At 67.3% G+C, this 20,496-nt stretch carries 14 protein-coding genes and 2 pseudogenes; 4 read left to right on the forward strand and 12 right to left on the reverse strand.

Going from position 1 to position 20,496, the window contains the following annotated elements; translation table 11 throughout:
- Positions 1 to 304: 304 nt before the first annotated feature.
- The gene (locus GT030_RS20460) at positions 305 to 634 is read right to left on the reverse strand and encodes a hypothetical protein (protein ID WP_202460338.1); all 330 of its coding nucleotides are present in this window, start codon (positions 632 to 634) and stop codon (positions 305 to 307) included.
- A gap of 1,173 nt (positions 635 to 1,807) precedes the next feature.
- On the opposite strand from GT030_RS20460, the gene GT030_RS20465 reads away from it, so the two are divergent.
- On the forward strand, positions 1,808 to 2,077 hold the full coding sequence (locus GT030_RS20465) for a hypothetical protein (RefSeq protein ID WP_161202341.1): 270 nt from the start codon (positions 1,808 to 1,810) through the stop codon (positions 2,075 to 2,077).
- On the opposite strand, the gene GT030_RS20470 is transcribed toward GT030_RS20465, so the two are convergent.
- Positions 2,063 to 2,827 carry a hypothetical protein gene (locus tag GT030_RS20470; protein ID WP_161202342.1) on the reverse strand — a complete coding sequence of 255 codons (765 nt, stop codon included), beginning with the start codon at positions 2,825 to 2,827 and terminating at the stop codon, positions 2,063 to 2,065. The two genes, GT030_RS20465 and GT030_RS20470, sit on opposite strands and share 15 nt — an antisense overlap.
- Positions 2,828 to 3,060: 233 nt before the next feature.
- Between GT030_RS20470 and GT030_RS20475 the strand changes: the two genes are divergently transcribed.
- On the forward strand, positions 3,061 to 3,270 hold the full coding sequence (locus GT030_RS20475) for a hypothetical protein (RefSeq protein ID WP_161202343.1): 210 nt from the start codon (positions 3,061 to 3,063) through the stop codon (positions 3,268 to 3,270).
- 50 nt (positions 3,271 to 3,320) lie between these two features.
- Here GT030_RS20475 and GT030_RS36595 read toward each other — a convergent pair whose 3' ends face one another.
- Positions 3,321 to 3,866, reverse strand: a complete 546-nt coding sequence (locus tag GT030_RS36595) for a hypothetical protein (RefSeq protein WP_237522704.1) — start codon at positions 3,864 to 3,866, stop codon at positions 3,321 to 3,323.
- Between the two features lie 52 nt (positions 3,867 to 3,918).
- On the opposite strand from GT030_RS36595, the pseudogene GT030_RS20485 reads away from it, so the two are divergent.
- A pseudogene (locus GT030_RS20485) lies at positions 3,919 to 4,312 on the forward strand (DUF6233 domain-containing protein); the annotation flags it as partial.
- 10 nt (positions 4,313 to 4,322) lie between these two features.
- On the opposite strand, the gene GT030_RS20490 reads toward GT030_RS20485, so the two are convergent.
- The 7 genes and pseudogenes from GT030_RS20490 to GT030_RS20520 form a co-directional block, all read right to left on the reverse strand.
- The gene (locus GT030_RS20490) at positions 4,323 to 4,934 is read right to left on the reverse strand and encodes a hypothetical protein (protein WP_161202344.1); all 612 of its coding nucleotides are present in this window, start codon (positions 4,932 to 4,934) and stop codon (positions 4,323 to 4,325) included.
- 238 nt (positions 4,935 to 5,172) lie between these two features.
- Entirely contained in the window at positions 5,173 to 5,568 is a 396-nt protein-coding gene (locus GT030_RS37410; RefSeq protein WP_202460340.1) for a hypothetical protein, read from the reverse strand.
- A 1,568-nt stretch (positions 5,569 to 7,136) separates the two neighbouring features.
- Positions 7,137 to 7,968: pseudogene (locus GT030_RS35765) on the reverse strand (transposase); the annotation flags it as partial.
- Between the two features lie 1,268 nt (positions 7,969 to 9,236).
- Positions 9,237 to 9,626, reverse strand: a complete 390-nt coding sequence (locus GT030_RS20505) for an XRE family transcriptional regulator (protein WP_161202345.1) — start codon at positions 9,624 to 9,626, stop codon at positions 9,237 to 9,239.
- 484 nt (positions 9,627 to 10,110) lie between these two features.
- On the reverse strand, positions 10,111 to 10,791 hold the full coding sequence (locus GT030_RS20510; protein WP_161202346.1) for an RES family NAD+ phosphorylase: 681 nt from the start codon (positions 10,789 to 10,791) through the stop codon (positions 10,111 to 10,113).
- A 279-nt stretch (positions 10,792 to 11,070) separates the two neighbouring features.
- Positions 11,071 to 13,368, reverse strand: a complete 2,298-nt coding sequence (locus GT030_RS20515) for a WD40 repeat domain-containing protein (protein WP_161202347.1) — start codon at positions 13,366 to 13,368, stop codon at positions 11,071 to 11,073.
- Complete coding sequence (locus GT030_RS20520) at positions 13,365 to 15,515, reverse strand: AAA family ATPase (RefSeq protein WP_237522705.1); 2,151 nt, start codon at positions 15,513 to 15,515, stop codon at positions 13,365 to 13,367. The genes GT030_RS20515 and GT030_RS20520 overlap by 4 nt, the downstream gene beginning before the upstream one ends.
- Positions 15,516 to 15,533: 18 nt before the next feature.
- Between GT030_RS20520 and GT030_RS20525 the strand changes: the two genes are divergently transcribed.
- Entirely contained in the window at positions 15,534 to 17,021 is a 1,488-nt protein-coding gene (locus GT030_RS20525) for a hypothetical protein (RefSeq protein ID WP_346009697.1), read from the forward strand.
- 161 nt (positions 17,022 to 17,182) lie between these two features.
- On the opposite strand, the gene GT030_RS20530 is transcribed toward GT030_RS20525, so the two are convergent.
- Together GT030_RS20530 and GT030_RS36605 are read right to left on the reverse strand one after the other, a co-directional pair.
- Positions 17,183 to 18,169, reverse strand: a complete 987-nt coding sequence (locus tag GT030_RS20530) for a hypothetical protein (RefSeq protein ID WP_202460339.1) — start codon at positions 18,167 to 18,169, stop codon at positions 17,183 to 17,185.
- A 109-nt stretch (positions 18,170 to 18,278) separates the two neighbouring features.
- A complete protein-coding gene (locus tag GT030_RS36605) occupies positions 18,279 to 19,412 on the reverse strand; it encodes a hypothetical protein (protein WP_237522706.1) in 1,134 nt (377 codons plus the stop codon).
- Positions 19,413 to 20,496 lie beyond the last annotated feature (1,084 nt).

A 20,496-nucleotide genomic window follows, 5' to 3' on the forward strand; every position in this document is an offset into this window, starting at 1 on the left:
AGCGGATCACCCCCACGTGCGTGGGGAGGACACTTCCTGACCTGCAGCGTTGCAACCACTTTACTTTTGCTTTATCAATGTCCGTGGGATCATCTGTACCTTATCGCCAGCCGCTGCGAGCGGCGGAAGATCCCGCAGTCGGAGCAGGGCTGATCGGGAGCCTGGGTGGCTTCGTCTCTGCCGAGGGACGGGAAGCTCCTGTACCTGAGTTCTGGTTCTTGGACCGTTCAGGTTGCACGGCGCAGAGGGACGACAACGTCCTCGCCGGTGTTCTTCTCACTGAGCCGGTAGTAGCTGATGTGTGTCAGCCGCTCGGATTCCGCGGTCCAGGTCGATCGCGGCGGCGGCCAGACCGTCTTTCGTGAGCAACCGGGTCTCCTCCCCGCGTCCGGCCGCCGTCGACGGCCAGGCCGTGGCGCCGAAGGTCGTTCACCGCAGCACGGTGGGAGGCGGTGCGGGCTTCCTTCCGCTTCGCTGGGGTCGGCTTGGTCGTGTGCCGGTAGGTCAGGTGCGGCGAGGACAGCCGCTGGATCTGGTCGGCTGTGGCGACCTTGAGCACCCCGAGGACGCGCAGCACATCCGCGCGCAGGTCGTTGCTCGATGCCGCCTCGTTCTCTTTGCGCTTGCCCGCCATCAGGCTCGCCCTCCCGTCGTCCGCGACCGGCCAGCGGCCGGGGGCCCGGTCCCGATGATCTCCCCCACCACCGACAACCAACTCAGGTCATAGGGGAAAGAAGAGGGTTGTGACGATCCGGAGCGAACCCGAGAACCCGTGGTGACAAGAGGAAATACCCGGTGCCAGGTGCTGAACGGCGAGGCTCCGCGCCGCCAGCCCGAGGACTTCTGGCCGCAGAACGTCTCGTCGCTCTCGATCCGGGCCTTGTTCCGGGCGAACTCCCGCTCGGTTGCTGACATCTGCCGGGGCGCGCAGCCGGGGTGTCCCCAGCCGTCGGTCACCTTCGTGAAGGGCCGGTTTCTGATCTTCGGCCGCTGCACTCCCCCGCCGGGCACCGAGGACGCCGCGGGCCCCGCCGCTCGTCCAGGTCGGGCAGACGGAGGCCGGGCAGGGCGGCGAGGAGGTCGACCTCTGCGGCAGCGCATACCGGGCACCCAGCACATCGTCTGACGCCGCATCGGCGGCTACGACACCTTCACCGGCGGGTGACGCGGCCACCGCCCCGGTCAAGCGTCCTACGGGCGCGCTCCGCGTGCCCGAGACAGTAAGCCTCTGGCGTGTGCACAGTCCGCCGCATGATCCACGAACAGCTCCACGGGGCCCCCTGTCCCCTGTGCCACCGTCCCCTCGAACTGCGGACGGGCCATGAGGTCCGATCACAGCCGTCACCCGGTCCCACGCGCACGATCAGAAAGCTTCACTGCATGAGCTGCGCTGAAGACCCGAACCCGCTCCAGTGTCAGAAGTGGTATGACGCGATGAACGCCCTCATCAGCATCTGACCACGCCGTGCGCAGGCGGGCTTAACGCCCAGCCTCGCAAACGACCGCTGTCCCCCGGTTGTCGCCGGGGGACAGCGGTCACGATGGAAGGCTCTTCACGCCATAGAAATCGGCGGTACAGCCCCGACCCCGGCCTCGCCGTTAACGGACCGCTCGGGCGAGGTCGTTAGTCGACGGCAGCAGCCCTTGGTGGCGGATGCTCAATGGTCCAACGACGCTCGATGTTCCGATTCCAAGGGAACACGGGGTACTCCAGGGCGTACTGCGGGGCCGGATGGCTTTCGCCCGCCCAAGGCCGCGGCTGGCGTGGGCCGGCGGGCTTCCAATGCTTCCAGGGATCGTGCTGAGGGTGGTGCACGACGAACTGCTCGGCTACATCCCAGGCAATCCCAACGAAGGCCATGCCTACCGCGCCCTCGATGTGGAGCAGGTGGTCGACGCACTTGCGGAAATCAGCTCTCTGCTGAGCGGGGCTCGGCAAGAACGGGAGTCGGTGCGGGTCCAGGGGGAGCATGACGTCGCTGTGGGCGACGGCCAGGATCTGATCATCCTCGTCGGGGCCAGTCGATCCAGGCGGCTGCGGCGGAGTCTCACTTCGCCACGATCACGGTGGCGATGACGCCGGCGATCGCAGCCACTGCCGCGACGGCGGTCCAGATGACCGAGGTCCGGTGCCCACCAGGGCTGCGGAGTCACGGGCGCGCGTTCGTTGACGTTGGCGCTCGCGGTGCCACCGCGGTCGGCCTTCGCGTGCGGTGCGGGCCGAGTCGATCTGGTTGAGGTCGGGTTTCTGCTGGCCGGCGGGCATGGCTGCCCTCACTTCCGCGACGAATTGGGTCAGACGGGTTCTGATGTGATCGAGGACGCCCTCGACGCTCGGTTTGGCGATCGCCCAGTACAGAGACGTGATTTCGGTGAACTCGTGCCCGTTCTCCTGCTGCTGCCGCGTCATTCCCAGGGCGTACTCGGCTGATCCGGGTGGGCTGAGATGGATCATCCTGTCGCTGATGGCGATCAGAGCCTCGATTTCCCGGACGCCTTGCCGGATCGGTGCGCTCTCCCCGATGCCGCGCTCACGAGCGCTCCGGGGCAGTTGGGCCACGCTGATCCGCCGGGTGTTGCCCTGGATGATCTGGCCCGGCAGGTTGAGAGTGATCTCCACTTCCAGCGCTGCCGGCACCTTCCGGTACGAAGGCAGCTCATCGGCCGCCGGGTACCCCTCCAGTTCCTTCAGCGCCCAGGCGCGCAGTTCCTCATGGTGGGCGTAGCCAGCCATGAGGAACTGCCGGAGGGCAGAGGCGAGAGAGGCAGTGTCGTCCAGGACTGCGCGCTCAAGCTGCTCCAGGCCCCGAACGTCGGAGGTCGCCACGGCCTCCAGTCTGCCCTGCCCCACTGACAACCCCGGTCACCTTCGTCATGCCGGCCCCTGGGAATGGCCGACGCGGCCGACACCATGGACAGCGTGGCCATGCTGATCGCCGCGTACTGTGAACAGGTCGGTGTGGACCCGGAGACCTGGAACGGCTACCTCCAGATCAGCACCTGACGGGCCTGCTCGGGCAGGCGGCGCCCGCAGGCACCAGCGAGCTTGGGACGGTACGGATGCTGTATGGCCGCGGACACCGCCAGGCGGAGGCTGCGCAGCAGCCCGAGGACCATCCGGAGGTGATGTTCACGACGGCGTGCCTGCACGGGCTGCGGGCCAAACTGCGCGACGACCTCGGGTCGCTGGACGGGTTCCCGCCGGAGGTGGCCGCGATGGCGCGCCGGGTCTCTGAGTGCCTTGCGGTGCCGGAGCCGGCCACCGTGTGAGCCGCAGCACGTGGAGGGCGGGACGCCGACGCCGACGTCCCGCCCTGCCGTCACCTCCCGGCGCGCTCGTAGCTGACGATGGCCTGGCCCAGGCGACGCTTGAGCTGCGAGAGCAGGTCACTGTTCGACGTGTCCACGAACGAGCCCTTCGTGAGCGGGTCCGGGGAGTAGGAGGACACGTACTCCCCTTCGCGCTGAGGACTGATGTCGTTGTCCAGCCAGAAACGGCCCGCGGTGCCGTCTTCCAGCAACAGGACCGGCGACTCCATCCAGTCGTCTTCCAGCTGGCCGTCTTCACCGCGCCGGCGGCCGGAGAGGCGGGAGAGCTTCCAGCAGCGCTGCCGTGCGACCTGACGGAAGCGCTGGCCGTTCGCGGTGTACTCGCCGCGGAACAGCGCGGGCTTCACCTGGACGAAGACCTCGGAGCCGTACGGCCTCAAGCGCTCTACCGCTTCCGCCAGGAGCCGCTGCATCTCCGCTGCCTCGCTCTGCTCCCGCTCGGCTCGCCACTGGTCAGCGTTCGCCCAGGAGTCGGCGCGGGCACGTGCTGCTCGGATCTCGTCATCAAGGCCACCCATGGACGGCAGGGTATCCACGGGAACTGCCCAACAACACAGGGCGAGTTAGCGCAAGGACGGCGGTCGGTCCCGTGACGGACAGGACGACGGCGTGGAGGCCGCGGAGTACCGGGTGCGGGTCCGGGCTCCCGAGCACGTGCGGCCGGTCCACTGCGTCGACTACGACCAGGTCCCCACCGAGCCTCTTCCGCAGGCGCCGCCGACGTCGGCGGTCCGCGAGGTCCTCGGCGAGCGCCGGCCTTCGGACTGGGTCCTGGCGAAGGTGCACGAGGGGCGGGGCCCGGCCCGCGGTGTGCTGCACGCGTAAAACTGTGAAGAGGCACCCGAGGGTGTGCCGCTGCTCGATGTGCAGCGGGGCCCTGGACGCCGCGGAGAACCCTGGGACGCAGATGTGCATGCTGTGCGGGTGCGCGCAGGAACTGACGCCGCTGCTGCGCGGCTTCGACCACATCACCGACTCCTGACCTGTCGGGGTCAGGAGCCGGTCTCAATGGTGACGGGGACTTCCAGCGGCACAGTCCACTCGCTGCCCTTGGACCTGGCGGTGATGCTCAGGCGCACCGGCTCGTTCACGTAGTCGCGGCGCCAGTCGTCCGTGGTGGTCGTCGACCACGGCGGCGGGGTGGTGGGGGTCAGGCCGTATCGCGTCCACTCACCGACCGCCAGCTGCTGCGGGGCCACCGTCCGCCCGGTGTCGTCGCGGCCGTCCGCGCTGAACTTCCACGGTCCCCAGATGTGGGCACGGACCTCTTCGGGAGCCGGGGCGCCAGCGAGTTGGAGTCCGGTGCCGCGGTGCGGGTTGTCGTTGCGCAGGGACGCGGTGATCTCGATGGTGCCGTGGGACAGCAAACCAGGCGGGCCTTCGAGGTGAACCCGCAGCATGGCGGTGGAACGGGCTTCGTTGGCCACGATGGCGCAACGGAAGACAGGGGTGAGGTCGGTGTGCAGGCGCTGCTGCTCGATCCGGGACAGAGTCTGCGCGGCCCCGTTGGAATTGCGTGCCGCTTTCCAGGAGCCGATGGCAGCAATGGCAGCGATGATCGCAACGCCCAGCGCCAGAGACGCGATCGTGTCGGTGGTGGTCATGGGGCTGGACGCTATCGCCGCGCCCGCCCCCTCGTGGGCGGGATGGTCGAGGTAGGGGCGCGGCCGGCTATTCGGTGGTGTGCTCGGGGTCCGGCAGTTTGGGTGAAAAGTGCCGCTCCAAGATCTCCGCCCACCGGCGCGGGACGACGAAGCCAGTGGTGTCGGCTTGCGCCTGGACCAGGTCGGTGAGCGCGTCGATGAACCGAGGCGCGCCGGGTACCGGGACCGGCGGCCGGGGTCAGGGCGTATCACCGGAGTAGTAGAAGCGGCACACCACACCCGGGACACCCGATGGGCGCGGCTCGCCGGGGCGCGGGTCGTACAGCGCCCGGCCGCCAGGCCACCGCCCCAGCTCGGTCATCAGGGCGGCGCCGTCGTCTATCTCTTCCGGCCGCCAGCCCGTGATGTCGAGCAGCAGCCCGTCCAGCGGCCCGCCGACCAGCGCGACGTTCGCCTGCTGCGCTCCGTACTGGGTGGGTTCCGGAACGGACTGCTGGTGGTAGCGGAGCGCCTCGCGGGTCGCCTGCTGCAACTGCTCACGGCTCTGGTCGATGAGAACGCGGGGGTCGAGCGTTTCCTGCGCGGCCGCTTGGACCGCGGTGCTGGCATCGCGTGCGGTGCGGCGGACGGTCATGGTGACGAGGTGTCCGGCCGCCTGGTCTGCGGGGGGAACCCGCAGCGTGCGTGCGGCGTAAGCGACGTTGTTGAGCTCCTCGAAGTCCAGGGCTGGAGCACCGTCGTATCGGGCCAGCTGGTGAGCCTGGCTGGTCAGGAGCCACGGGTCCCGGGCGATGTCCGGCAGCAGTGACTGGATCGCCTTGAAGAGGTACCGGTGCTCGGGTTGTGTGAAGTCCTGTTCGGCGAGTGATCGGGTAGGACCGGGCTGGTGCAGCTGGCTTGGATTCTGCATGAGGGAGATCAGCACGCGGCGTTCGGTGGGGCGGGAGGTGTAGCTCGGCTGCCCCTCGCTCTGCTCGGGTGTGGGCTTAGGAGCCTGGTGGGGGGTGTGGTAGCCGGCGAGGGTGCGGGGTGCGGCGTCGAGACGTTCGACGAGTTGGTCCAGCGCGTAGTCGTTGGTGCTGAGCTCGAGACCGACCTGGCCTAGGGAAGCGTCGGAAAGCCCGTAGTCGCGGACGCGGCCTGCAAGGTCCTCGACGGCCGCGGGAATGCTTGGCTCGAGGATGAAGGTGACCGCGTACCGTGCGGCGTTGCCGGGGTTCGGGCTGAAATCCGGGGCGCTCGCCCGTGCCAGGTAGGCGCCAATCTGCTGGTTGACGTTGGCGTCCAGCCGGGCCTTGGCCGCCTGATCGCCCGTGGAGCGGTGGTAGTCGTTGTAGTCCAGACGTGTGGTGATGTGCTGGATCATCGCCGCGGCCCGTTGCTGAGGGGTGAGGTGGGGGTCGCTGGCTGCCGGAAGGGCGATGGCGGGGTCGGGGCCGGTGACCAGGGCATCCCAGATCTCCGCGGTCGCGGGGTCGCCGAAGTCCTGGGGCTGGAGCCAGTAGGGCGATGCGTCGGGGCTGGACGGGGTGTACCTGAAGTCTGCTGCCCGGGTGGGGTCGTTGAGGATGGCCTCGATGACCGCCAGTTCCCGATGGCGTGCGTCGTTGTCGTAGCCCCGGGCGCGGACCAGTTCGAACGGCACACTCTCTGTGGTGGAGGGATGCTGGGCTGCCCGGGCCGTGACGTAGGCGTCGTGCCGTGCGTGCTGCGGATTTGCCGGCCGGGTGGGGTGCGCCATCTGCAGGATGGCGTTGTGCACTCCGGCCTGGTACTCCGAGCTGTTCAGCGCCGCCTGTGCACTGAGGTCTCCGGCCGCGGCCCGCTGTTGGTAGAGGCTTCCCATCCTGGCAACGACGGCATCTGCGGTTACTTGTGCCGGGTCCGCGTTGGGGTAGGCCCGTAGTCGCTGGTCGATGTCGTCGAGACCGCCGGTCAGCAGAGCCTGGTAGGCGTCGCCCAGCCAGGCCGCCTGGAAGTGGTCGGCTCGGAGCCAGTACTGGGGATCCGGACGGTTCCAGTCGACGAGTTGGATCACAGTGGAGCGGTCGCGCAACGCCGCAGCCCTCACCGGCACCGCGGACCGCTTCGACCCCGTGCTCTGGCTGGCGCCAGTGCAAGGTCGGGCCGGTCTCCCCTGCCGACGTGCCGATGACAACCCCCTGGATCTGGCGCACAAGTAGGGACCATCCCCGCGGGCGGAGCGACGATCAGGATCCAGGTCCAGCGGTCCGCCGCCTGGGGAGTGCGGAGCTTCGGAGTGGCACAGCCCAGGGTCTGCTTCGCGAAGCGGAAGGTGTGCTCCAGGTCGAAGCGACGCAGAAATGCCTGCCAGAAACGGTCCACGTCGTCCGGGGTGGCACCGGTCTTGGAGGACCATAACCACACCGGCGGGGCATCCCGGTCCTTCAATAGGTGCTCGACCTTCAGCCGAATCACGTGCCCTCGAACAAGGGCAGTTCGCCGTCGTGGTCGAGCCAGGAGGAGCGGTGGGTGAGCCTGGGGTGCGCCCGGTCCCACGCCTGGTTTCGGCCTTGCCGTAGTTGCTGGTGTCGGTGACCGTGGTGATTGCGGGCTCGGGCCAGGTGTCCGGCTTGGTGAAGCGGAATTCAGGGCCGTGCTTGGGAGGCCGACCGTTGACGCCGTGCATCCTCGGCGACTTCGGCAGGCGCATGACGCGGTCGGAGCGGACCCGGCCGACCATCTCGACGGGCAGGTCGCGCAGGACCCAGGCCAGGCGGGTGACGTCGTAGCCGGCGTCGCTGACGATCATGATCGCCCGGTCCCCGGCTTGCCACTGACCTGCGGCGATGAACCGTTCAACGACTCCTCGGAGCTGGGCGGCGGTGACCGCGGTCGCGTCGTCCGCCGGGCCGAGCCGAACCGTGTCCAGGATCGCGATCCAGGAGGTAGCGCCCGGCTCCAGCGCGGCCACGAAGGAGTAGGGCCAGCCCAGAATGAACTGCGATGCTGTCTTCGCACGGCCGTAGAGATGGCAGAACAGCCGCTCCGCCGAGCATGGCGCATCCGAGCGGTTCACCGCCGACGCGGGGCTGTTCTGCCAGGCAGGGACGCAATTGTTCATGCGATGCGATCTTTCCCTCGACACGGGGGGGGTCCGCCCTCCGTGCTTGGCGACGTCCTCGAGCGCAAGTCCTCCCCGCCGACGCGGGGATGTTCCGCTGTCGCCGATGTTCTCGGCGGTTTCCTAGAGTCCTCCCCGCAGGCGCTGCCGGTGCACGTGCCGCAGGAGCATGCCGCCGCAGGCTTCGGCGAGCACCTCCCGCAGGCACACACAGGTGGCTGCCGTACCACCCCTGGAAACCAGACGGCGGGCGGAACCTGACCAGTTTCTTTCTGCACTTCGCGCTGTACCACTTCCGGGACGTCTACCGACGGTGGCCCCGAACCATCTCCTCGGTCGGCCCAGTACACCTCGAAGATCACGTTCGACGCACGCGGACCGCGGCGATCACACATCGTCAGCACTCAACGACATCACGTCGAAAAGGTCAGTACCCGTTGATAGAGACCACGTAGTGCTTCGGACAGGTCGCCGTAGGCTTCCCAACAATCGATGCTGCCGTCGTCGTAGAGACTGCCCATGTACCAGTCGTCGTCGTAGAAGGGCTACACGAGGCGCAAGCCGTGGTTCCCGCGATACGATCTCTGGGCGCAGGACCTCGCGGGCTCCAGGGTCAGCCACCCATTTCACCGCCCGATCGGGGCCAGGGCGACAGCCTCTTGATCCCTGGATACGTCGCGGATCCGCTGAAGGGTCCATTGCGGCAGCAGTTGAGCGTCTGTCACTCCCAGACGGTTTCGACAGCCATCGCGCGCCACCGCTTAGGAACGAGGTAGGCCGATCACGGGCGCGAGTTGCGGGTTCGCCGGCTTCGCGTGGTGCGGCAGTACTGACCGCTTCGTGCCCCGAGCCTGGAGCTCCGCACGGGTGGCTGATCCGGCTGCTCGGAATGTCGGCACATACAGGACGTGCCGGCCGCTGGCCAAGCTCCGCCAGGAGGCGGGGGACAATCGATCGCTGTACTACCAACACCGAGGCTACGGAGCATGACGTCACCCACCGCAACACTGACCCGTTCCGCTCCGGTGCCGGTCACCATCGGCCTGCTTCCACCCACTGAGTCCACTGGCACCTTCCCCCTGCCCCTGTCTCCGCCCTCGGGCGCCGAGGGCACGTGAGGTCATCGCTGGCCTGGACCTCGACGTCGCCGAGTCCGCCGGGTGTAGCTGCTCAGCCGACCCTTCGTGCTGCGATAAGGCTGTTGTGTGCCGGGAAGACTAGAGATCGCCCTGACGGTAGGAGCGTGCTGCGGCCATGACTTCCTTAAACTGGTCATTTGCGATGGCCTGCAGTGGTGAGGCGTCCTCGAGTTGAGGGTTCATGCCGATCATCCACGCGCGGGCGACATGTCGGTTCTCGCACTCTTCGATGTACCGGAAGACTTGGTAGGCCGTACGCAGTCGGAACTCGGAGTCGAAGCGCGGGGTGTTTTGACCTCGGCACCACCTGCCGACCTGCTTGGGGTCTTCGACGCCGGCCACGTGGGCGACGGTGCGCTGGCTGAATTGCTCCTGCAGGAAGCGAGCGATCTCGGTGAGTTCCTGTTCGGCCGTGTCGCGGTGCGCGCGGGCATCGGCTTCGGCAGTGAGCTCTCGCTGAGTGGACATGGTCTCCTCGTTTCCCCACCGCTCTCGCTCGCGGGCGGTTGAGCGGGGGACGTTCGCCATCTGGGGCGTGAAGCTGTGTGTGGTGTGACCGCGGGCTGTTCAGCGGGCGCAGGCAGTGCCGCGTTTACTTGTGTCCGGGTCGCTGCCGTGGGCAGCACACCATCTGGGCCGTGAGGAGGCGTGAGGGTGCGGGGACGTGCTCTGTGCGCCGTGCTCGTGCAACAGGCCGGGCCTGGCTAAGTGGCTTATCGACCTCATCAACATGCCTCCCTTTCTTCGGTGTTGGCAGCAGCCTACCCGTTTAGCATGCCCTTACTCCACGGTTTTCCCCTTTTAAAACACCCCTAAATCCCCTTCTCTACAGCCCTCTCGAGTCCCTGACCAGCGGCAATGGTGATAGTGCGTCAGTTGCGTAAGCGTGACGTTGCAGACTAAGCGTGACCGGATCGGGCGATGGTACGTACGGCCAGTCGATGCAGTTGTCTCATCGCACGGTCAAGCCGTACTCGCGGGCCACCTCTTGCAGCTCTACTGCCTCGACCCGGATGTCGCGGCGTTCGACCTCCGTCAGTGGCGTGTCATGCAGGATGGACCAGCACTGCCGGCCTCCGTACCCCGACTGGTAGGCGATGCCCTGGAACAGCTGGTGACCTGCATCGTTACGCTGGGCGACAGCCCAGGCCGCGATCTGGCGGGCGATGCGTCTGTCTTTGCCGTGAATGTGTTCATCGGTGAGAGAGCCCGCTACCTCCCACTTGCTGAGTTCGGTCTCCAGTTCCGCTGCCAGCACCTTCCTGGTCTCATCCGAGTCGACGTCGAGGAAGCGGGCGTCGCGGGGGGGCATGAGGCGGACGAGAATGCGGGCATCGCGCCAGCTCGACGGCACCTGTCCGATCCCCATGAGGTCCGAATTGTGCTCGGCGTCACTCATGAGAGAGCGGATGAAGGGGTCAACCCGGAAGTGAGCCAACGCCTCAGCGAAGCATCCGGCAAGGTCGGTGGCGCAGTAGAGCATGCCGTAGGAGAAGAGGCTGAAGCGGCCGGCTGAGGATCCGCTGAAGGTTTCGGGCTCCACCTGGTTGTATCGCATGGGGTCGTGAGCCCAGCCGAGCCGCCATACGCCGGCCTCGGGCGCCGTGATGCAGGTAACGGCAGGCGTCGTCATCTCAGCTGCCTTCCTTCCCCAGCGGTCGAGCCAAGAGGCGGCCAGCCGTCCGTGCGGTGTAGTGGTGGTTCGAGGCCGCAGGAGGGCGGGGCCTGCGGGGGTAAGGCAACGATCATGGCTCCTCGCTGGTGATCGGGTACGGGCTGAGTCATACGGGCTTATGCCTATGGCATCAGGCGGAACATTTTCCTGGCATGCCGAGCGACGCGTCGACGTATCACCGCACCACGGGGGGCGCATTCATGGTGCGAGGAGGCACACTGCGGGCGCGCAGGCGGCTCAGATGCGGTCATGGTGCAACCGAAAGACTGATGTGCCTGCTTCGCCCGTAGCCAGGAGCAGGGATGCGTCCGTGCTCTGACGGTCTCCGACGCTCTTGAGCGAGGTGATCGTCTCTCCCGTGACGATTTGCAGCAGCCGCCTGTCGGCTGCCGGGTCCCACACATGGATGCTGGTTCGGCCCGCGGCCGCGAAAAGTTGGCGGCCGGTTGGAAGGGCCAGTGCTGTCACAGCGGTCAGTTCCCCGTCGCCTGGACTGAGTTGCCCAACCTGGTGTGCTGTTTGCGCGTCCCAGAGTCTGAGTGTGCCGTTCTGGCCGGCACTGGCGATCAGCATTCGCCTGTCAGCTCCTATACCGGTGCCGAAAGCGATGTCGTTGACGAAGAACTGGCCACATTTGATGGTGGGGCCGAGCTGCTGCAACTGCCGGACGTCCCATACCCGCACAGCGCCGTCACTTCCGCCCGAGGCCAGGTAGAGGCCGTGCCTGTTGCGGTGGGTAGCAAGGCACCGGACGCTGAAACGGTGATCGCGGAACTTGGCAAGCAACGTAGTAGTGCGCAGGTCCCACACGCACACCAAACCATCGGCGCTGCCGCTTGCCAGGAGATCGGTATCCGTGTCGGCTAGCGGCACCATGGTCATGGCCGGCAGGTGATGCCCATGCAGCTCTGCGACCACGCCTGCCTGCGCGTCGCCGGGGTCGGTTAGGACGATGCGGGAGTCATCCAGAGCTGCTGCCAGATGAGGGCGTCCCTGCAGCCGCGGCCATGCCAGTGCAGTAGCCACGTGCCCTTTTAGCACGGTCCGTGGCTCGCTGGCTCGGTAGACGTCGCTGAGGCTGACCCGGGCGGCTCGTGCGGTAGCCAGGACAGGGGGCTGGCCCGAGGAGAGGGCGCTGGCCGTTACGCGGTCCCAGCGCGCTGGGGCGGTCTGGAACGTCGCTTTACTTAGCGGCCAGCTGCGGACCGTGCCGTCGGCTCCAGCGGTGACGAGTCGCGGCTGCCTGCGTCCCGCGATGCAGCTCAGCGCCGTAACGGGCGATGCACGTCCGGGCAGCGGCATGCCGATGGCGTCGAGGTGGGGCAGGGACCACAGGCACACGCCGCCGTCGGCCTTGGTGGACAGCAGGGCGGCCTCCCCGTCCAGCTCCGTGACCAGGAGAGACGTGATGGCTGATGGGCGCTGCTGAAGCGCTGTCTGCCTGGCTCGCCCCCCTTGCGTCGCGTCCCACAGGGACAGATGCCCCTGCTCGTCTGCCACGGCGTAGTGGCCGGCAGTGGGGAGTGCCACGATGGACCGAACGCGGCCCGCGTGCCTGGACAGGGACCGTGTCCAGCGGCCATCGAAGCAGTACACCCGGTCGTGCTGGGCGAACAGGAGCCAATCGCTGCGGTTGTCAGGTGCTGGCAGCGCTCTTAGGAGGCAGGCGTCCTCTTCCAGGGTCGGTAGATCGACGTCAACCGTATGGAAGACGACGGGGTGCAGGGGGGCCAAATAGCCGTCACTGAAGGCTGCCAGAAGGACCGCAGTGTGGTCGGTGGGCCGGTAGAGGGCTAGAGAGCTGACCCAGGTGCCTGGTCGCCGTGGGACGGCGCGCAGGATCATCTGGCCCTGGATCGCGTCGACGATGGCAACCGAGCCGTCGTTGCTTCCTGTCGCCACCATGCGGTCACCGGGCAGGGCGAGGACTTGGGTGATTTTCCCGTCGTGGACGTGCAGCGGTGCGTACGCCGTGTTGCCGTCGTGGTGTAGGGCGTGCAGGAGCCCTCGTTCGTCCCCCACGATGAGCAGGGGCTGTTTGCCGGATTCACCTCGAACCGCGGCGAGGGCACTCACCGGGGAGCCATTGACCAGCCATACGTTGTCTGGTGTGGTGCCATCGCTCCATACCGGTGTCACGGGTGACTGATTGAAGGCGTCCGGGCCCGTCGAGGCCTCTTGCGAAGGTGTCGCCTTGTGGTGGGCTAGGCGCAGACTGCTCGCGCGGGAGCGGGGATCGACGTTGCGGGCATACGGCTCGAGCAGAGCCCAGGCCTGTAGCCAGCGGCTGCCTGGTCCTTGATCGCCGGTTGCGGCCAGCAGCCGCCGCACAGTGAGGCTCGACTCCCAGGGCAGGAGAGCCGGCGGCACGTGCTCGTCGTCCAGGACCTGGCCGTAGGCAGCGTGCTCGGCCAGGTGCCGACGCAGGTAGGGATGCGGTGGGGTGCTGGGATCGTCGGGTACGAGCTCAGCCAGTGCCGTGGCAATCTGGCGGTGGATCTCCGCGCGACGGTCATGCTGCAGCGGCTCGTTCACGTCTCGCTCCCGCCGTCCGGCTGATCGCCGGGGGCCAGGTCGTCATCGGCGTTCATCAGCACATCGGTCAAGGCTTCGTGAGCCGGCCGGTACACGACTCGATCGTCCTCGTGGTCGTGAGCCAAATAGCCGCTCAGCCGCCCGGCCAGGAGCCTCTTGATCAGTACGTCCCACTCCTCCCGCCCCAACTTGCGGCGCAGAAAGACGCCGGCCATCTGCGGCCAGATGTCCGACCACGGAACGCCTGCTCCCTGAGCGAACGCGGCAGCACGCAGTAGTGATAGGGCCACGTCGCGGGGAATGCCATCCTCGTCCTGTTCCACCAGGCGCAGATCCTGAACGAGCAACCCGCGGATCCCCTGTCTGAGTTCTCGCTGCCACTGGGCATTCACGGCCAGGGCGGCGGGGTCGTCGGCCTGACGTAGTTGCTCCCCCGCCAGCCGAGCATCGATGAAAGAGGGAGCAAGCACCGGGGCAACGTCGGCGGCAATCGTCCGGGCGCTCTCCTGATGGCCTCCGGCGCAGATGAGGGCATACAGGTACTCCTCGATGTCTGCTGCCGTGTCCTCGCTGTCGGTACGCTCCACCGCAGCGGTGGGAAAAACCTGCCGCAGCTCATTGAGCAGACCGTGATCGTCATCGGCGGCCCGGCCCTCGGAGACAAGAGGCGGGCGAGTGGATCGGATCCCGATCAGCAACCTCACCGCCGGTTCCGTCACAGCGGGATCATCTTCCTGCCGCTGTCCGGGTACCGCAGCGGCTGGCTGGCAGAACTGACTCAGCGAACCCAGTACGTCATGGACAATCCGCTGCCGCTCCAGAGCCTCGTCCAAACCGTCGATCACCAACGTGATCGGGCGTCCTGCGGTTCGCACAAAGTCGAGCACCTGGCCCTTCCATCGCACCACTTGGTCCTCAGCGGGGCCCACATTCTCGGGCCGAACGCCTAACTCCCTCAGGAGGTCCCCCGCCACTTGGGCGGCATTACGGCGATGGGCCAGCACCGCTGCTGTCACGGCGCCTTCCGGGGGGACCGCCTCCGGGTCCGTGAGCTCCACAGCAGCCTTAAACAAGGGGTCGGCGCGAAACCGGGAGTCACTCAGCACAACGGCGCGTGCCACCACGGCAGACTTCCCGCTGCCGGCGCTGCCCGTGACCAGTAACACCCCACGCTGGTGCTGCGGGCTAAGGAACTCGGCCACCTTCCGGTTCAGCACCTTGCGGCCCCGGAAGTACCAGCCGTCGTCACTCTCTTGGGTGCGCCCGGTCGCACGGTCAAGCCAATAGTGCTCAGCCGTCGTCGCCTGCCGCTCGCCCGGTCCCAGCAGCTCCTTGGCGTGTCGGTAGCCCGGATTGGGCAGGCACGGGCTGGGCGCTTCGTAGCCACTGCCATCGACGAGCCGCCTCAGCCGATGCAGCCTTCGATCACTGGTACGCAGCGCCCGTTCGTACTCTGCCATGAACTCGGCCACGCTCAAGTACTCGGTGGTGATGCCAGCCGACGTCCGCAGCCGGTTGTAGACGCTGCGCAGGACTGTGGGGAAGCGACGTACCTGCACGGTCTGGTTGTGGTCACAGGTGACCAGCACGTCCAGCTGGCATCGCTGCCAGCGCTCCGGGCCGATGTCCTTGACCAGATCGGTGAGTTCCCGATCCAGTTTGCCGGCGTAGCAGGCATTGACGATCACCAGAACGTTCTTCACATGCGAATCCAGTGCAGCCGCGATGATGTCACTGGTCCGCACCGCTGTCGCCAAGTGGCGCCGCTGCACCGACTGCGGCAACCTCAAGAAGTGGGAGCCGGAGGGGCCGGCGATGCCGTGGCCGGTGATGAACAGGACTAGGGCGAGCCCCCGCATCTCCCGCACGCCCTCATCGCGCAGCAGGGCCTCGATATCGTCGCGGGAGGTCAGCTCCCGCCGGGGAACCTGACGGAACTCGGGCAGTAGACCTCCGACTCCCCACCACTGCGCTACGACTTCAAGTTGCTCGTCGATTCCTTCGGCGAACTCTTCGGCCTCGTCGTCGTCCACGTCGTCGTAGTCGCGGACTGCGACGGTCAGCAGAGTCCGCTGCTGGTCTAAGTCCTCAACGTCCGCTCCGGCTAACGCGATTTCCCAGCGAACGTCGCCCCCCATGTGCCGCATGTCACTAGTGTGACAGGCATGACGCACCAGTCGCATGGGTTCAGCCGTAATCCGTCTCTTGGGATCGAATCCGAGCCCCTCCCGGACATCACACACGACGCCGTCGTCGTCGTCCCCGGCATCATGGGCAGCGAACTCCGCGACACCACCACCAACAAGGTAGTCTGGGGCTTATCAAACGCCCGCTGGCTCAGGAGGGCGTGGTTCTCCCGAACCGGCCTCGTCCCCCTCCAGCTCACTCCCCACGAACTGGCAGGAGACTACGGCCGCATCACCGCCCCACGGCTGCTAACCACCCCCGCCTGGAGCCCCTTCTTCAACGGCTTCGAGCCGTACCACGGCCTTCTCAACACCATCGAATCCGTCGTCGCCCACCCGGACGCCATCCTCACCTTTCCCTACGACTGGCGTCTTCCCGTCTCCGCACACGCCCGAGCTCTCGCCAAGGCCGCCCGAGACCACCTCACCCGCTGGCGCAACCACGACGCGCACACCGCCGCCCGCCCCGCCGCAGTCGACCAGCGCGAAGCACGCCTCGTCTTCATCGCACACTCCATGGGCGGTCTCCTCACCCATGCAGCTCTCACCCTCGGCGGCGACAGCGACCTCGCCACAGACACCCGCGGCGTCATGACCCTCGGCACGCCCTACGACGGATCCGTCGTCGCCGCCAACATCCTCAACGCCATACAGGGCGCACCCATCCCCCTCCCCCACAACCGCCTGGCCACCGCGGCCGCCACCATGCCCGGTGTCCACGACCTCCTCCCCCGCTTTCTCTGCCTCGAGGACGGCCCGAATGTCCGCCGCCCCACCCCGTCGGACATCTCCGACCTCGGTGGCGACAAAGACCTCTTCCTGGCCTCACAAACGTTCTTCGACACACTCAGCCAGCAACCCCTGCCCCGGCTACGCCCTGTCGCAGGCATAGGTCAGGACACTGTCCAGTCCTTCCAGCTCACCGCCGGCGTCGTCTACGCCTCCGAATACAACTTCCGCACCGACAACGACGGCGAACTCAAGCGCGACCTTCACGGCAGGCCGCTGCGCTATACCAGCAAGGGCGACGGAACGGTCCACCGCAAGTCGGCCTCCCCCGTCCGGAGAGCTATTCCCGTCTACGCTCAACACGGCGCCCTCGCCAGCGGAAAGCAGGCCCGGCGAACCGTCGCGGACTTCCTCGTCGAAGACGACCACCTCGGCCTCGACCAAGCCGACGGCGGCCTGGGCCTCAACCTTCCCGACCTCGTCCATCCGACGACACCGTGGGATCTGACCGTCACCGGCACAGACGACCCCGCAGGCCTCACCTGCACCATTGAAGCCGTCGAAGGCGACTACACAAAGCCGGCGCGCCTCCAGGCCGACGGCGACAGCCGCCTAAGAGCACGGAGCACTGTCCCTCACGACGGCTTGTACCGTGTCACCCTCACCTCCCCCCACAGCCCCGAACTCACCCAACTGGTCTTCGCTGGCCCCGACAGCCTCGACCCCCGGGACGAGTGATCCATCGGCTACCGCAGATGGTCACCACGCGCCTCACCCACTGCAGCGCCGGCGCCCCAGTCAGTGCGGACTTGGAGCACCAGGTCCCCAAGTAGCTACGGCGGGCGGGGTTCTAGGGTGCAGGCACGAGTGGCGGGACGACGCGGAGCGCCAGTGCGGCGTCAGGGCTGCATCGCTCTCCAGCGCTCGATCAGCTCGGCCTGCCAGTCCTTCACCGGTTGCCGTGGAATCACGTGGGCGGTCCGCGCCGTGTTGCTCTCGCCTTCAGGTTGGCCCGCCGCGGAGTCTTCGCTGGACGGGGCCACCGCGCGTGCGGAAGTGGTCGGGTGGAGGAGCTGACCTCCAGAGACAGTTTGCAAGCGTGAGAAGTCCGTCTCTTCGCCCAGCGGGATCCACTCCTGGGGCAGTGAGGTCATCGCGCCGGACGGCGCCTCCGTCCCCACGGGAGCGGTAAACACCTGAGCAGGCTCTTCCCATACTGTCGACTTCAGGGCGACTTGCGCGTCGAAGACTTCCGGCCCGAGCTGCAGAACACCGGCCTTCCACAAGGCTTCGATGTAGGTGAGGAGCTCGATCGTCGCGACCATGGTCCAGGCGACCAGCGGCACGGCGGCCCGGAACCGGTCACGCAATCCGAAGGGGTCGCCTTCCTTCCGCCGCTTCGTATCGTGATGCACCACGTCGCCGTAGATCCAGGACAAGGCCAGCCGGTGCGCGTCGAGGTCATGTTCCTCACCTGTCACCACGTCAGCCACCAGGACCCGGTACGCGGCATCCAGGGGCGTGGCGGGGTCTACCCGTGTCTTCCACTCGGCACGCACTGCTCGCACCCACTCTGCATCCCGCGGCAACTCCCGGCAGGCGTAACCCAGTGCGTTCAGCGCCTTCATATGAAAGCAGTCCTCGGTCTCCAAAAGAATCGGTCGGATCCGCACCGCCGCGGACTCGACTACCTCCTCGGGCGGCAGCTCATGCCGGATCCGGATCGCACCGTTCTCGAAACGGATTCCGATTTTCGGGTCGATGAGTGCTACGAGCTTCTCCCAGTCACCAGCGAGGGAGTGCTCTGCCACACGGCGCGCTCGCACAACGAACGACTCAAGACACTGCCGGTTCTTCTGCTCGACTGCTTCCTGATCGCGTGCCACACGCGCCACCCCTTCACCTTGAGACCAGCTACGGGCCCCAACTCCTCGCAGGACCCCCCTCTTGGGTCCTATCGGCCGCAGCAGCCCCCTCACATGAACATGTACGCGCCTACTGCACGGTACGTGGAACGAGCTGTCGGGGGCGTGCTTCAACCTCGTGGCGGTTCAGGGATTGAGTGCGGGCGTAGTGGGTCACTGCGGCCTGCACGGTCGCCGCGGCGTCCCGCCACACCTGGCGCTGCTGCTCCCGTTCGCGGTGGCCGTGGATGTGCTGCAGACGGAGGTGGGCGTCGTCGGCGGCCTGCTGGAGCGCGATCAGTTCGCCGAGTGGTCCCGTCGAGCTGTCGGCCTTCTGCTGAGTGTGGCCAGCCTGCTGCTCGGGGGCAGCGGGAGCAGTCTCGACGGCCGGTGCCGATGGCTGGGCCGGGATGCTGGGTTGAGACGGCGGGGTGTGCGCAGCGAGCGGGGCAACGGGCTTGCAGGTGGGGCGGTTGCGGCTGGCTCCGTGCGCCGAGGCCGTTTCCCGTTCGGGCGGCAGGCGAGTGTCGTCGCTGTGGAGATCGTCCAGCCGGTCGCGGTCGGCGCTGGTGATCCAGTAGCGGTGCACGGTGGTCCCAGCGCGGAACTGGATAGGGACGATGGTGCCTGCGGCGGTCTGGCGGACCATGTCGTCGAAGAGGACGTCGCGAGGTTTGGGGGTGGCGTGGGCTTTGCCGCAGCGTCGGATGCCGTGGGGGCAGGGGTAGAGGGAGCGGGTGTCGCAGTGCCAGAACTCGAGGACGCGGAACCCGGAGACGATGCGGAGGTCGCCGGTGCGGGTGATGACGTAGGCGGGGAGGTGGTCGCTGCGGGTCCAGTGGGTGTCGTTGCGCTGGGCGTAGGCGGCGCGGTCGGTGTGCCAGGCAGGGGTGATGCCGTTCTTGGTGGCCTTAGCGGCGCGGGCGCGGACGCCGCGTAGGCCGCTCTCGTCGATGGTGGACAACTGTACTTCCCATCCGATGCGACGGCCGTCGGCTCCTTCGACGAGGGTGTCGGTCTGTATCCAGCTGCGGCCCACCCCGGTGCGTACCTCGCTGTCGCCGCTGAAGCCGCCTTCCTGCGCGGCACGCAGGATGCGTTCCTGGTACGCCTTGTGCTCGTCGCTCATCGGGGCGGTGTGGCGTTCTTCGTCCTCGCGGCGTTCGTGCACGGCCTCGCGCCGGCCACCGCGCATCCGCAGGTGCATGGGAGCCTCGACACCCATGTCGCGGCACACACCTCCGCACTGCAGGTCCCGCTCACTGACCGCTACACCCAGGCGCCCGTAGTACCGGTCCGTCGTGTAGATGGTGTCCCACAGACCGGGAAGCTCCGGGTGGTCCAAGTCGTCCCGGGTCAGGTCAAGAAGGATCCGCAGCGTTTTGTGCCAGACGACATTTGCCAACTCACTCCGCCATCACCGTCGGAGGTCCTTGTATCGACGGTAAAGCCCGGCACTGACAATCCGGCAGGAGTCGGATCAGCCGAACGAACCTGACGAACAGACCGGCCTCCCCCGAACACTCCTCGGACGCGGTCTGCAGCAACATCACGGGAAAGGCGGCTGTGCCTCCGCTCGGCCTGGGGCCCCTGACGGCGTGCGGGCGACGGGGCAGCCGATCAGGTCCGCTTCACCGGGACGTGGGACCGGGGCGGCTTCGGTCGCCAGTCATCGTCCAGGTCCCACGTCGTCACCGCGCCGCGCACCAGCTGGCGCATCCTGTGTGCCCCGGCCACCCCCGGGCGGGCGCCCATGCCCGTACGCGATTCGAACTGGGTCAGCAACCGCTTTCGGAGAGAGCACGAGTGGACAGTAGGCAACCGACTCACTTACTGACAGTCGCGCTAAAGGGACTTCGACACCAAGCGTCCGGGCCCTCGCCCTGCCCCGGAATTTTGTTTCCGGGCCACTGCTGTCCGGGTTCCAGCTTCCGGCTCTACGAGGTGAAGAAGCCATGCCTGGCAGGACGAGACGCAAGCACCTGAGCCCTGTCACTGCTCCCGCCCGCAACGTCGAACTCACTCCGGAGGCAGTACCGATGACCAGCCGCCAGATACCCGGGGCAACACCCGCGCCGATCGCCGTTACTCCGGCCACGCCACCCTGGGCTCGGGCCGAAGCCCCACGGGGACTCTCTCCAGAGAGCCGCAGTAGGACCGCCGACGCGAGGCGCGCGCCACCCCCACGCGGGCGACACCACAACAGATGTCCGCCGTCTTTGTTCCTCCGCCTCGTAGGAGACTCCCGATGGCTCGGGACCCGCACTCGCACTCCCCCATACCCGCCCACCACCCCCAACCGCCCGGCC

Origin of the sequence: Streptomyces sp. SID1328 (genome assembly GCF_009865595.1) — a bacterium.
GTDB classification, from domain to species: Bacteria; Actinomycetota; Actinomycetes; order Streptomycetales; family Streptomycetaceae; genus Streptomyces; species Streptomyces griseoluteus.